The following is a 12,066-nucleotide window of genomic DNA, read 5'->3' as shown; positions in this document are numbered from 1 at the left end:
CGTCGCCGCACGCTCGCTCTCGCCCCCCCGGCCGATGAAACGTGCGGTACTCGCACACCGTGCGGAAGCCCATGCGCTCGTACACCGGCTTGCCGTCCGCTGAGCAAGCAGTCAGCAGATTCTTGTCCCGCGACCGTGCTGAACCCTATAATCGCCCCATCCCCGAATAGAAAGGACGCGAAGGATGCCTACCCAATACGCCTACTTCCAGAAGCGCATCGTGCCCCTGGAGGAAGCGCGGGTACCGGTCATGACGCACGCGTTCCTCTACGGCACCGGCGTCTTCGAGGGCATCCGCGGCAACTGGAGCGAGGAGCAGGGCGCGACGCTGCTGTTCCGCGCCCGCGAGCACTTCGAACGCCTCCGCATGTCGGCCCAGATCATGCACATCGGCATGGAACAATCGGTCGATGAACTGGTGGACATCTGCGAGCAGGTCGTCGCGATGTGCGGCTACCGCGAAGACGTCTACCTGCGGCCCATCGCCTATAAGAGCGGCGAGGTCATCGGCCCGCGCATGCACGACGTTGCGGACGACTACCTGCTGTTCGTCATCCCCTTCGGCAATTACCTGGACCTCGATGCGGGCATCCGCTGCCAGACATCGACGTGGCGGCGTGTGCCCGACACGTCGATCCCGGCGCGCGCAAAGGTCACCGGCCTCTACGTGAACTCCGCGCTCGCGAAGACCGAAGCGATGCAGAACGGCTTCGACGAGGCGATCATGCTGAACGACGACGGGCACGTCTCGGAGGGCTCCGGCGAGAATATCGTCATCGTCCGGCACGGCAGGCTGATCACGCCGGAGCGCAGCGATAACGTGCTCGAAGGCATCACGCTCGCGTCCGTGTTCGAGCTGGCACGCGCGGAACTTGGCCTCGAAGTCATCGAACGCACGATCGACCGCAGCGAGATGTACGTCGCCGATGAGGTGTTCCTCACCGGCACCGCCGCCCATCTTTCGCCGGTGATCGAAGTCGACCGGCGCAAAATCGGCACCGGCGGCATCGGTCCGATCACGTCCAGGCTGCAAGCGATGTTCTTCGACTGCCTGCGCGGTCGCAATCCGAAGTACGCGCACTGGGTGCAGGCCGTGTCGCCCGTCGCGGAGACCGCGGCGGCGAAGAGCTAGCCGCGCATGGAATTCAAGCCCCCGCGCGCTATCGGGACGCTGGTAGGCGGCGGCATCGCCGCGTGGTGCTTCGCACTGACCGTCGCGCTCGTCGCGCGAGGGTTGGCGCAGGACGTATCGCTCGGCGTCATCTCGCTCTACATCGTCGCGTCGATCTTCTTCCTGCTCGGGCTGTTGTTCGCGTACTGGACGTACAGCCTGGGCACGCTGCGCTACGTGCTCGACAGGAACGCGTTGACGATCGTCTGGGGCGACATCCGCCAGCTCGTGCCGATGTCGCAGATCGAGCGGCTCGTGCCCGGCCGCGAACTGCCGAATCCCCAGGTCGCGGGCGTGAGCTGGATGGGCCATCACGTCGGACGCGCGCACGTCGATGGCGGCATCGGCGACACGCTCTTCTACTCGACGCACCGCTCCCCGGACGACCTGCTCTACGTGGTGACGGCGGGCCAGTCATACGCCGTCAGCGTCGACGACGAAGTCTCCTTCGCGGAGGCGGTACAGGCGCAACAGCGGCTCGGGTCGCTCGTCGCCGTGCCGCAGACGCCCGACCGGCTCTACCTTGCCGCGCAGCCGTTCTGGGACGACCGCATCGCGCAAACGCTGGCGCTCGCCGCCGCCGCCGTCTTTTTCGCGATGTTCGCGTACGTGTATCACCAGTACGCGGGGCTGTCGCAGAGCATCGAGCTCTCGTTCCCGCAACTTGAAGGCGTGACGCGCGTCGGCTCCAAGTCCGAACTGCTCAAGCTGCCGATGACGGGCATCGGCCTCCTGGCGATCAATCTCGCTGCGGGCTTCATCGCGCACTCGTGGGAGCGCATGGTGGGCTACGTGTTGCTGCTGGCGGCGATCGGCGCCGAAGGGATCCTGCTCGCGGCGGCCATTATCGCGCTGAACTGAAGCACACCGTCATTCTGAGCGCAGCGAAGAATCTCGCCGTGATAGGCGACACCGGAGAGTTCATGCGCGACGCGCATCGCCTTGCGCTCGGCGACCAGCGCGGTCGAGTGCCGCCGAGAGTAAAATTCCAACGATGACCTCCAGCTACGACGCCATCGTCCTCGGCGCCGGCCCCGCCGGCAGCACCGCCGCGCGACATCTCGCCCGCGGCGGCGCGAAGGTGCTCCTGCTCGACAAGGCGAAGTTCCCGCGTGACAAGCCGTGCGGCGGCGGCCTCACGTTCCGCGCCGACGACGCCAATGATCTCGACCTCGCGCCCGTCACGGAGCGCGAGATCTATGGCGTGCGCATCAGCGTCAAGCTCGGCCGCTGCTTCGACCGCACGAGCACGCGGCTGCTGGCGCGCATGACGCAGCGCCGCGACCTCGACCAGTATCTGGTCGAGCACGCGGTGCGCGGCGGCGCAGAGTTTCGCGACGGCGTCGGCGCTGCTTCGCTCGAGATCGATGGCGCTGTCGCGCGCGTGCGTTCGAACGGCGACGTGTACGAGTCGCGCGTGCTCGTCGGCGCGGACGGGGTGAACGGCGTGACGTCGAGCGTGCTCGGCTTGGAGCCGCGTTCGGAGGTCGCCGTGGCCTACGAGGCGAACCTGCCCGCCGACGGCGCGCTGATGGACCGTTGGGCGCGCCTCATCGCGCTCGACCTCGGCGGCATCCCCGGCGGCTACGGCTGGGTCTTCCCCAAGGGCGATCATCTGAACGTCGGCGTCGGCGGCTGGAAGTCCGTAGGACCGACGCTGCGCGGCCGCCTGTCGCAGCTCTGCGCGTATTACGGCTTCGACGAGTCGCAACTCTTCGGGCATCGCGGCTACCAGTTGCCGCTCCGTCGCGACGACGCGCCCGTCGTCCACGGCCCCGCGATGCTCGCCGGCGATGCAGCGTGCCTCGTCGACCCGCTGTCGGGCGAGGGCATCTGGGCGGCGTTCATCAGCGGGCGCCTTGCGGCGGAAGAGGCGCACCGTTATCTCGCCGGCAGCGTCACGTCGCTCGACGGTTACGGCCGCACACTGCGCGCGCTGGTCGATGACGAGATCCTGGCGTCGCGCCGGCTGCAGGCGGTGTTTCAGCGTTTGCCAAGCGTCTCGATCATGATGCTTAAATACAACAACGGGTTCTGGCGTTACCTGACAGAGATCATTCGCGGTGAGATGACTTATCCGGACCTGCCGCGCAAGCTGGGGCCGCTCAGGCACCTGCTGTATCGCTGGGGCGATCTCGAGATCGCGCGCCACATGCGCGACGTCGAGCGCGCGCAAGCCTAGCGCACACGACCGTACCGAACTCTCATCCCGCGCGTTCCATCGGGCGTTACCGCTTGCTGTTCGGCGACACCCGGTCGCACTCGTGCGGCGTCGCGCGGGCCGTCGCCGTCTCCTCAGCGTCCGGCGTCACGCTCGGCGTGCCCGTCGTCGTGCGCGTCGGCGATGCGGTCGCCGTGGCGCTCGGCGTGGGCGTCGCGCTGGCGCCGCCGAACGGCGTGATCGTGGGCGATGCCGTCGCCGATCCGATCACCGTCGTGACGGTGACCGTTAAGGTTGCCGTCGGGACCGGCGTGGGCGGTGCGTACAGCGGCCCGCACCACAGCGTCCGCGTGTCGACGATGATGCCTTCGACGCCGGGCTGCGTCTCGAAGTAGTCGAGCCCGCGGTCGGCCGGCCCCGCGGCCAGCGAACCGTCGCGCGAGAAGCGCGCGCCGCCGCACGGGTCGACGAAGTAGCCCGGCCCCGCACCGCCGGGCCCGTCGATGTCCTCGTCGGCGATCCAGACGACTTTGCAGCCGCGCGTGTGACCGAAGAAGCCGGGCGGATAGACGTAGAGCGCGCGCATCCGCTCATCGCCGCCGCGGGCGAAATAGAAGTCGTCCAGCGGGAAGAGCACCGGGTCGCCCTCGTACGAGAGCGTGATCCGCGTCGAGACGAGGCGCCCGGTGTCGTCGGCTTCGTCCGCCCACGCCATCACGAACGCCGCCGCGCCGACGATCACAGCGGCGACCGCGAGCAGCAGCGCAAGGGCGACCGCGAAGCGCGCGCTGGTCAACCGGCCATCCTGGAGGCGTAGATACGTCGGGGCATGACCGGGATTATGCCGTCCGTCTGCCGATGCGGGAAGGCGGGCCGCCTTAGCGGTTCCTGAGCTAAACGCGCTGCATGCTAGGGTCGAACCATGAATAGCCGCGCCAGGCATCCGTACCTCGAATCGCGCTTTGAACATCAGCTCGAGATGGTGCGGCCATCGCGTGACCGCGTGGAGATGTCCGCGCTCCCGGCCGGATACGCACTCCGCCACTTCCGAGAGGAAGATGAGCGCGCTTATGAGGAGCTGTTCGCGCTCGGCTGGACTGACAAGGGCACGCTCGCTCATACGCGCAGGTACGCCTTGCCGGCTGGCTTCGTCGTCATCGAGCACTCCGCGTCCAGGTTGCTTGTCGCGTCATGCGTCGCCTTTTCGCCGGAGTCGCCGGAGCGCCACCCCGACGACGGCTCGCTCGGCTGGCTCGTCACCGATCCCGCGCACGGGCGCCGCGGCCTCGCGACGGCAGCCGCCGCGACCGTCACCAACCGCCTGGTCGACGAAGGCTACGCGCGTCCGTGGCTCGGCACCGAGGATGATCGGCTCGCGGCGCTCGACATCTACCTGAACCTCGGCTGGCGCCCGTACCTCTACGCGACCGACATGGAGTCCCGCTGGCGCGCGATCCTCGCTCGACTCGGCCGCGCCTTCTCCCTTGAGAGCTGCGTCCGGACGTGAGGGGCGGAAATGCAGAAATGCCTCCTTGCTCCGCCGTGGAACTTTTGAGGGCGGCGTGGCGTCATAGTCGCAGACAGCAGGCCGGCGGCCGGCGGCCGGCGCCGCGAAGCGCTAGAGGAGAACCGACATGAAGAACTGGAATAGGCTCGGCATAGGTATCGCCGCGGTGGTGCTCGCCGTCGCCGCGGCCGGCGGCGCCTACGCCATCTGGGGCGGCGACGATGGCGGCGACGATCCGTCAGCCAGCCAATCAGACCAGGACGCGAATTCAGACGGTGCCAACGGCGGCGTCTCCGCGATCTGTATCGAGGGCACCGTTGATTGCCAGGACACGCCGCTCGGCGGCGACCGGACGGACAGCGGCGCTGCCGGCGGCACCTGCCTCGAAGGCACCGGTGACTGCATCGATACGCCGTTCGGTGATCAGAGGACAGACGGCGGACTCGCGATGTGCGCACCGGGCGTCACTGACTGCGTCGACGTCGTCGTCGGCGAGGATGCCTACTGCGCGCCGGACCGGGTCTGCGCAGAGCCCGATGTGCTCTGCGATAACGGCTACGACGCCGATGGCTGCGCCGCACCCGAAGTCTCGTGCGTGCCACCGCAACCCGCGCTCAATCCAGAAGCGACGCTGACGCCCGAGGAGGAACGCGCCGCCGCGGACTGCGTCGACAATGCCCCTCCGGACTGCGACGACACGGCGCGCGCCCGCTGCCTGCCGCCCGACTGCGCCGTCTCCAGCGACGGTGCCATCGCCTGCCCGCAGGACCAGGGCGCTGGCACAGACGGATCGTCGGGCGGCGCCGGCTCCAGCGCCAACCCCGGCACGGGCGAGCAAGTCGAGCCGGTTGAGCCGAACGCCGGCGCGCCGCGGTAAGCGATCGCGGGTAACCAGGCCCCGACCAGAAGCGAAGAGGATCGTGCGAAACTGCACGGTCCTCTTCGGTGTTACCGCTGCCGCTGATTATTCCTCGCCGCCGAAATCCGGCAGATCGCGAAGCTCGTACGGCGGATCGAAGTCGCCATCATCAACCGTGCCGCTGACGCTCGTGGCTTCTAGCCCTGAGCCATCTGTTTCGTTCACCGCCAGCAGGTACCCATCGCCGGAGAAGCAGGCGTCGCTGACGTTTCCTTCCGCATCGCGAATGCGATAGCAGTCGCCGTCCTCGCCCGCGATCTCGCGCTCGCTGCGTTCGACGATCTCGCCCTCGCCGCTCTCGATCTGCTCGATGATTTCACTGTAGTCGCCTGCGCCGCCGCCGCCGCTGGGATCGTCGTTGAAACAAACGCCTTCGTCTTCGGCCACGCCGAGCAGAAGCCCGAATTCCCCCGCGTTCCTCAGGCAAAACGCCGAAATTTCCGGCGTCTGGATGAAGATGACCTCCGTGGCTTCGCCATCCTCTTCGGCCGACAGGTCGAAGCGCAACCGGTCGACTCCGTCCTTGTAGATGACGAGTTTGGCGTTGGTGAACTCCGACTCATCGACCGATCCGGTGAGGTCGTACTCGCCACGGAACGCCGTTTCGTTAAATCGTCGGGCGATGGCCGCGAGGTCCCGCGTATCGCCTTCGTCGCCGCCGCCCGTCGCAACCGCCGACGGCGTGCCATCATCGTTGCTGCCGCCGTCGCCATCGCATGCGCCGAAGATCGTGAGCCCCGCAAGCATCGCCGCGACGGCGAATAAGTAACGCAATGCCGTCATCAGATCTGTCCTCCGCTCCCCCTCCGAATCGCCGCGACACTATAGCGGAGGTACCTTCCGCTAAGTGGGATCGCGCGCTGACCTCAGTGGCACTCCATCCGACGCTCGGGAGCTGAGGCCGCGCGCGGGGGTGAGGATCGCCCTCCTAGATCGTAGACGGTCGGTTATGTACCTTTCATCGGCCTCAGGGCCACCGGATCGGCAGCGACGCCTGGTGGCATTAACCCTGACCAGTGCCGTGACCATTGATTCTGCCCATACGGAGGGACGAAGTTGCATATTGCCGTCTGCGTGAAGCAGGTTCCCGACTGGGACATTCCGCCCGCAAGCTTCAAGGTCGATGAGGCGACGAAGAAAGTCGTCCCCCCGCCCGGCGTCGCCGCCGTCGCCAGCCAGTTCGACGAGATCGCGGTCGAAGCAGCGATGCGCATCAAGGACGCCGACAATAGCGTCAAGGTCACCGTGATCAGCCTCGGCGCGCCCACGGCGAGAGAGGTGATCAAGAAGGGCCTCGCCATGGGAGCCGACGAGGGCGTCCTGATCAGCGACGATTCACTCAACAATCTCGATAGCAGCGCCGTGGCGACGGTGCTCTCATCCGCCATCAAGAAGCTCGGCGATGTCGACCTTGTCCTCACCGGCCGCCAGGCCGTCGACTGGGACCAGGGCACGACCGGCACGCTGATCGCCGGCATGATCGATGCGCCCGTCGTGACCTTCGCGAAGGCCGTCGCCGTGAACGACGGCAAGGTGACCGTCGAGCGCGTGCTGCCGGACGCGACGGAGAAGGTCGAGGCGCCTCTCCCCGCCGTCGTCACCGTCAGCAACGAACTGGGCGAGCCGCGCTATCCAAAACTTCAGCAGATCATGGCCGCCGGCAAGAAGCCCCTGCAGACGTGGGCCGCCGCCGACCTCGGCCTCGACGCACCAGCGCTCGCGCCGAAACTCACCCTCGAGTCGCTCTTCGTGCCGGTCGTCGATACGAAGGTCGAGATCATGGAGGGTGATACGCCCGAAGAGCAGGCGATGGCGCTCGCGCGACGCCTCAAAGAAGCAAAGCTGATCTAGGCGGCCGCGTCGCGCGCCGGTACGGGAGAAATCGAATGCCAAACGGAGTACTGATCCTTGCGGAGGTCGTTGACGGCGAAGTCGTCGCGATCACCAACGAACTCGTCGGCGCGGCGCAGCGGCTCGGCGCCGGACCCGTGTCGGCGATGCTCATCGGCGCCGGCGTCGAAGGCGCCGCGGCGAAGGTGACGGGCGTCGAGAAGACGTACGTGGTCGATGACGCTGCGCTCGCGCAGTACACCACCGACGGTTACGTCGCGGCGGCCGCGGCCATCGCGCAGCAGGCCGACCCGGCGATCATCCTGCTCGGTCAGACCGACATGGGCCGCGACCTCGCACCGGCGCTCGCCTCCAAGCTAGGCACGGCCGTCGCGATGGACACGATCGCGATGGAGATGAACGACGGCAAGCTGCACACGACGCGCCCCGCATACGGCGGCAACGCCCGCGCCGTCAACAGCTTCTCGACGGAGCCGGCGATCGCCACCGTGCGGCCGAAGTCGCAGGACGCCATCGAAGGCGGCGCCGCGGGCGCGGTCGAGAAGGTGAGCGCCGATATGTCGGGCGTGCGGACGAACGTCGTGGACCGGCAAGAGGCGTCGGCGGCAGGCGTGCGGCTGGAAGATGCAAGCGTCGTCGTGTCGGGCGGTCGCGGCCTCGGCAGCCCGGAGAACTTCGCCGGCATCGAAGAGCTTGCGAAGGTGCTCGGTGGCGCCGTCGGCTGCAGCCGCGCGGTCGCTGACCTGGGCTGGCGACCGGTGGCCGAGCAGGTGGGCCTCACCGGCAAGGTCGTCAGCCCGACGGTGTACATCGCCGTCGCGATCTCCGGCGCCAGCCAGCACATGGCCGGCTGCTCCGGCTCCAAGAACATCATCGCGATCAACAAGGACGCCGATGCCAACATCTTCAAGGCGGCGCGCTTCGGTATTGTCGGCGACTTCAAGACGGTGATGCCGGCGTTGATCGACGCCATCAAGAAGGTCAAGGACGAGGGCTAGCCGCGCAAACTTCACGTGGATCGGATGGCAGGGGCGCACGGCTGTGCGCACCTGCGTTGCGTACACTGCTCTGAGACGTTGGATCGAACGGCGGCTGGTGTTCTCCGCGCTTCGCGTGATGTGCTACATGGCGTTTCTACTAGTTTCGATCACCGGCGACATCGTCGAGCGGCAGGAACTGCTCAACGGGACGCAGACGATTACGATCGAAGGCGTTTCAGACGACGGCGCCTGGACGCTCGTCGGCTCGGTGTCGTGGAACCGCGGGCTCATCGACTATCCCGGCGAGGGCGACATGACACTGTCTCGCCAGAACGGCGACGAGGTCTTCGCCACGCTTACGGCGGCAGAGGTGACGGACGTCGAAGACGAGATTGCGGTCGATCATCTCATGCGTCTCCGGTATGAGGTTGACGGAGGCGCCGGGTGCTTCGCCGGCGCGTCCGGCCACGTACGGGCGGAGGCGTCGTTGGCCGGCGAGCACGTGGGCGGCACCTGGGCGCTTTCTCTGGTCGCGTGACGAGCGGACCACTTCGAGGCGTGCGCCCAACCGGCTCTCTCATGCACCTGCATTGCCTGCGCGGCCTCGGGACTCCCACAATGGGATCGTGGCCAATAAACCCGCTCCCGACCTCGACCAGCTTCTGCGCTACCGCCAGAAGCGCGACTTCGCGAAGACGCCGGAGCCCGAATCCGGCACGCCCGCGGACGAACGGGACCTCACGTTTGTCGTCCAGCAGCACCGCGCGACCCGCATGCACTGGGACTTCCGCCTGGAGGTCGATGACGTGCTCGTGTCGTGGGCCGTGCCGCGCGGGCCTTCGCTGAACACCGCCGACAAGCGCATGGCGGCGCACGTTGAGGATCACCCGTTCGACTACGGTTCGTTCGAGGGCGTGATCCCGAAGGGCAATTACGGCGCCGGCCAGGTGATCGTCTGGGACAACGGCACCTACACGCCCGACGAGGACGGCGAGACGTCGTGGGGCGACCGCGAGGAGGGCAGCCGCCGCATGCGCGAGGGCATCGAGCGCGGCAAGATCTCGATCTTGATGCGTGGCAAGAAGCTGCGCGGCTCGTGGACGCTCGTGCGCACAAAGAAAGAGCCGAACTCTTGGCTGCTGATCAAGCATCGCGACGAGTACGCATCGACGACGCGCGACATCCTCGACGAAGACAAGTCGGTGATCAGCGGCCTCAGCATCAAGGACCTCCAGGAGGGCCGCATGCCCGCGATGCGGTCGGGAGACGGTGCGAACAAAAAGCCGCATCCGCACGCAAAAGAGGCGAACTTCCCCGATCCGCGCACCCTGCGACCCATGCTCCCCACACTCATCGAGAAGGCGTTTTCGCGGCCCGGCTGGCTCTTCGAAGCGAAGATGGACGGCGTCCGCACCCTCGCTTTCCTGCGCGACGGCGACGTCGAACTGCGCACGCGACGCGGCAATCCGGCAACCGTGCAATATCCAGAAGTGCGCGATGCCGTCGGCGCCCAGCGCGCCAGCACCGCCGTGTTCGACGGCGAGATCGTGGCGTGCAACGACAGCGGTGTGCCGGACTTCCAGGAGATCCAGCCGCGCATCAACCTCTCGCGCCCCGCCGAGGTCGAACGCATCGCAGCGCAGACGCCGGTGTACTACTACGCCTTCGACATCCTCTACCTCGATGGCCACGATCTCACCGCGCTGCCGCTCAGCGAACGCAAGGCGATCCTCTGGCGCACGCTCGAGCAGGGCGATCACATCAAGTACGTCGACCACATCCAGGACGACGGGGTGACGATGGACAAGGCAGCGACCGAAGTCGGCTTCGAGGGGATCGTCGCGAAGCGCGCGAACAGCCCGTACGAGCCCGGCGTGCGCACCAAGTCGTGGCTGAAGGTGAAGAACGTCAACGAGCAGGAGTTCGTCGTCGGCGGCTATTCAGAGGGCGAAGGATCGCGCGCCAGGACCTTCGGCGGGCTGCTCGTCGGCTACTACGACGACGACGGCGACCTGCGCTTCGCATCCAGCGTCGGGTCGGGGCTGTCCGACGTCATGCTGGACAACATCACGACGCAACTGCGCGAACTGAAGACCGACGAATCGCCGTTCGTCAACCCGCCGACGACGATCGGCGGCCGCTGGGCCGGCGGCAAGGCCGCGCGCTGCTTCTGGGTGAAGCCCGAACTCGTCGCGCAAGTGAAGTTCGCCTCGTGGACGCGCGATGGCAACCTGCGCGCGCCGGTCTTCCTGGGCATGCGCGAAGATATCGATCCGCGCTCGGTCCGCCGCGAAGACGCGACGAAGCAGTCCGTTGATGTCGTCGTCGAGGATGATGCTTCTGCCGCCGTCGCCGCGCCGTCGTCGATGCACGCGCTCGTGGCCTCGGTCGTCGAGCAACTCGACACCGCGAAGAAAGAGGACGTGCTGCTGGAGGTCGGCGGCGCGCGCATCAAGGTGACGAACCTGTCGAAGGAGTTCTGGCCGGCGACCGAGGGTCGCCCGCCGCGCACGAAACGCGACATGATCCGCTATTACGCGCGCATCGCGCCGTACTTGCTGCCGCACCTCAAGGACCGGCCGCTGACGCTGACGCGCTACCCCAACGGGATCAACGGCGGCTCGTTCTACCAGAAGCACTGGCCGCAGCCGTTTCCGAAAGACTTCACCGTCGAACGCGTGCCGCTGTACTCCGCGCACAACGACCGCGACGGCGACTACATCATGGCGAACAACTTCGAGACGCTGATCTGGCTGGCGCAGCTCGCGGACCTTGAGATCCACGCGTGGATGGCGCGCACGAACCCCGAGCCGGACGCCCGTCACCTGCCGGCGACGTTCTCCGGTTCGGAGGAGAACATCGAAAGCAGCGTGCTCAACTACCCGGACTACATGGTCTTCGACCTCGACCCCTACATCTACGCCGGGACGGAGCAGAAGGGCGAGGAGCCGGCGCTCAACCGCAAGGCGTTCGAGAAGACGCGCGAGATGGCGTTCGCGCTCAAGGACATTCTGCAGCAACTGCGCCTGTCGTCGTTCGTGAAGACGACTGGCAAGACGGGACTGCACATCTACGTGCCGGTGCTGCGCCAGTACGACTACGACCAGATCCGCGCCGCCAGCGAAGCCGTCGGGCGCTACATGATCCAGCTCTACCCCAAGGACATCACCATGGAGTGGACGACGACCAAGCGCACAGGCAAGATCTTCTTCGACCACAACCAGAACACGCGCGGGAAGACGCTCGCGGCGCAATATTCGTTGCGGCCGCATCCGACAGCCGCCGCCTCGGCGCCCGTGACGTGGGAAGAACTGCGTCACGTCTATCCCACGGACTTCGACATCGACACGCTCCCCGACCGCGTCGAGCGCATCGGCGACCTCTGGTCGAACATCCTCGACGCGAAGCAGGATCTGAAAGCGCTGATCGAGGCAGGGTCGGGCGGCTAAGCCGTCCGCCGCTCGATGCAACACTGCC

11 protein-coding genes are annotated in these 12,066 nt (G+C 67.0%); 9 read left to right on the top strand and 2 right to left on the bottom strand.

Annotated elements, in window-relative coordinates:
- Window positions 1-184: 184 nt before the first annotated feature.
- The 3 genes from WEB52_10355 to WEB52_10345 all read left to right on the top strand — a co-directional run bounded on the left by WEB52_10355 (window position 185) and on the right by WEB52_10345 (window position 3,353).
- Window positions 185-1,132: a branched-chain amino acid transaminase gene (locus tag WEB52_10355; protein MEX2226836.1), complete on the top strand. Its 948-nt coding sequence runs from the start codon at window positions 185-187 to the stop codon at window positions 1,130-1,132.
- A 6-nt stretch (window positions 1,133-1,138) separates the two neighbouring features.
- The gene (locus WEB52_10350) at window positions 1,139-2,032 is read left to right on the top strand and encodes a PH domain-containing protein (protein ID MEX2226835.1); all 894 of its coding nucleotides are present in this window, start codon (window positions 1,139-1,141) and stop codon (window positions 2,030-2,032) included.
- A 133-nt stretch (window positions 2,033-2,165) separates the two neighbouring features.
- Window positions 2,166-3,353: a geranylgeranyl reductase family protein gene (locus tag WEB52_10345; GenBank protein ID MEX2226834.1), complete on the top strand. Its 1,188-nt coding sequence runs from the start codon at window positions 2,166-2,168 to the stop codon at window positions 3,351-3,353.
- A gap of 46 nt (window positions 3,354-3,399) precedes the next feature.
- Here WEB52_10345 and WEB52_10340 read toward each other — a convergent pair whose 3' ends face one another.
- Complete coding sequence (locus WEB52_10340) at window positions 3,400-4,128, bottom strand: hypothetical protein (protein ID MEX2226833.1); 729 nt, start codon at window positions 4,126-4,128, stop codon at window positions 3,400-3,402.
- Between the two features lie 126 nt (window positions 4,129-4,254).
- On the opposite strand from WEB52_10340, the gene WEB52_10335 reads away from it, so the two are divergent.
- Window positions 4,255-4,839: a GNAT family N-acetyltransferase gene (locus WEB52_10335; protein ID MEX2226832.1), complete on the top strand. Its 585-nt coding sequence runs from the start codon at window positions 4,255-4,257 to the stop codon at window positions 4,837-4,839.
- Window positions 4,840-4,966: 127 nt separating this feature from the next.
- On the top strand, window positions 4,967-5,716 hold the full coding sequence (locus WEB52_10330; protein ID MEX2226831.1) for a hypothetical protein: 750 nt from the start codon (window positions 4,967-4,969) through the stop codon (window positions 5,714-5,716).
- Window positions 5,717-5,803: 87 nt separating this feature from the next.
- On the opposite strand, the gene WEB52_10325 is transcribed toward WEB52_10330, so the two are convergent.
- The gene (locus WEB52_10325; protein MEX2226830.1) at window positions 5,804-6,541 is read right to left on the bottom strand and encodes a hypothetical protein; all 738 of its coding nucleotides are present in this window, start codon (window positions 6,539-6,541) and stop codon (window positions 5,804-5,806) included.
- Window positions 6,542-6,832: 291 nt separating this feature from the next.
- Here WEB52_10325 and WEB52_10320 point away from each other — a divergent pair, with 291 nt between their 5' ends.
- The 4 genes from WEB52_10320 to ligD all read left to right on the top strand — a co-directional run bounded on the left by WEB52_10320 (window position 6,833) and on the right by ligD (window position 12,038).
- Entirely contained in the window at window positions 6,833-7,609 is a 777-nt protein-coding gene (locus tag WEB52_10320) for an electron transfer flavoprotein subunit beta/FixA family protein (GenBank protein MEX2226829.1), read from the top strand.
- A 35-nt stretch (window positions 7,610-7,644) separates the two neighbouring features.
- The gene (locus WEB52_10315; protein MEX2226828.1) at window positions 7,645-8,607 is read left to right on the top strand and encodes an electron transfer flavoprotein subunit alpha/FixB family protein; all 963 of its coding nucleotides are present in this window, start codon (window positions 7,645-7,647) and stop codon (window positions 8,605-8,607) included.
- Between the two features lie 127 nt (window positions 8,608-8,734).
- Window positions 8,735-9,127, top strand: coding sequence for a hypothetical protein (locus WEB52_10310; GenBank protein MEX2226827.1), 393 nt, complete (start codon window positions 8,735-8,737; stop codon window positions 9,125-9,127).
- A gap of 88 nt (window positions 9,128-9,215) precedes the next feature.
- Window positions 9,216-12,038 (top strand): non-homologous end-joining DNA ligase, encoded by a 2,823-nt coding sequence (gene ligD, locus WEB52_10305; protein MEX2226826.1) that lies wholly within the window; start codon window positions 9,216-9,218, stop codon window positions 12,036-12,038.
- Window positions 12,039-12,066 lie beyond the last annotated feature (28 nt).

This window comes from Dehalococcoidia bacterium, from assembly GCA_040902535.1.
Classification (GTDB): Bacteria; Chloroflexota; Dehalococcoidia; order DSTF01; family JACRBR01; genus JBBDXD01.
This window is presented reverse-complemented; position numbering and strand designations above follow the sequence as displayed.

Bases quoted from the DNA above. Each gene is read 5' to 3' on its own strand.
- WEB52_10310 (MEX2226827.1), top strand. From the start codon at position 8,735: ATGGCGTTTCTACTAGTTTCGATCACCGGCGACATCGTCGAGCGGCAG.
- WEB52_10335 (MEX2226832.1), top strand. From the start codon at position 4,255: ATGAATAGCCGCGCCAGGCATCCGTACCTCGAATCGCGCTTTGAACAT.
- WEB52_10330 (MEX2226831.1), top strand. From the start codon at position 4,967: ATGAAGAACTGGAATAGGCTCGGCATAGGTATCGCCGCGGTGGTGCTC.
- WEB52_10350 (MEX2226835.1), top strand. From the start codon at position 1,139: ATGGAATTCAAGCCCCCGCGCGCTATCGGGACGCTGGTAGGCGGCGGC.
- WEB52_10315 (MEX2226828.1), top strand. From the start codon at position 7,645: ATGCCAAACGGAGTACTGATCCTTGCGGAGGTCGTTGACGGCGAAGTC.
- WEB52_10355 (MEX2226836.1), top strand. From the start codon at position 185: ATGCCTACCCAATACGCCTACTTCCAGAAGCGCATCGTGCCCCTGGAG.
- WEB52_10325 (MEX2226830.1), bottom strand. From the start codon at position 6,541: ATGACGGCATTGCGTTACTTATTCGCCGTCGCGGCGATGCTTGCGGGG.
- WEB52_10345 (MEX2226834.1), top strand. From the start codon at position 2,166: ATGACCTCCAGCTACGACGCCATCGTCCTCGGCGCCGGCCCCGCCGGC.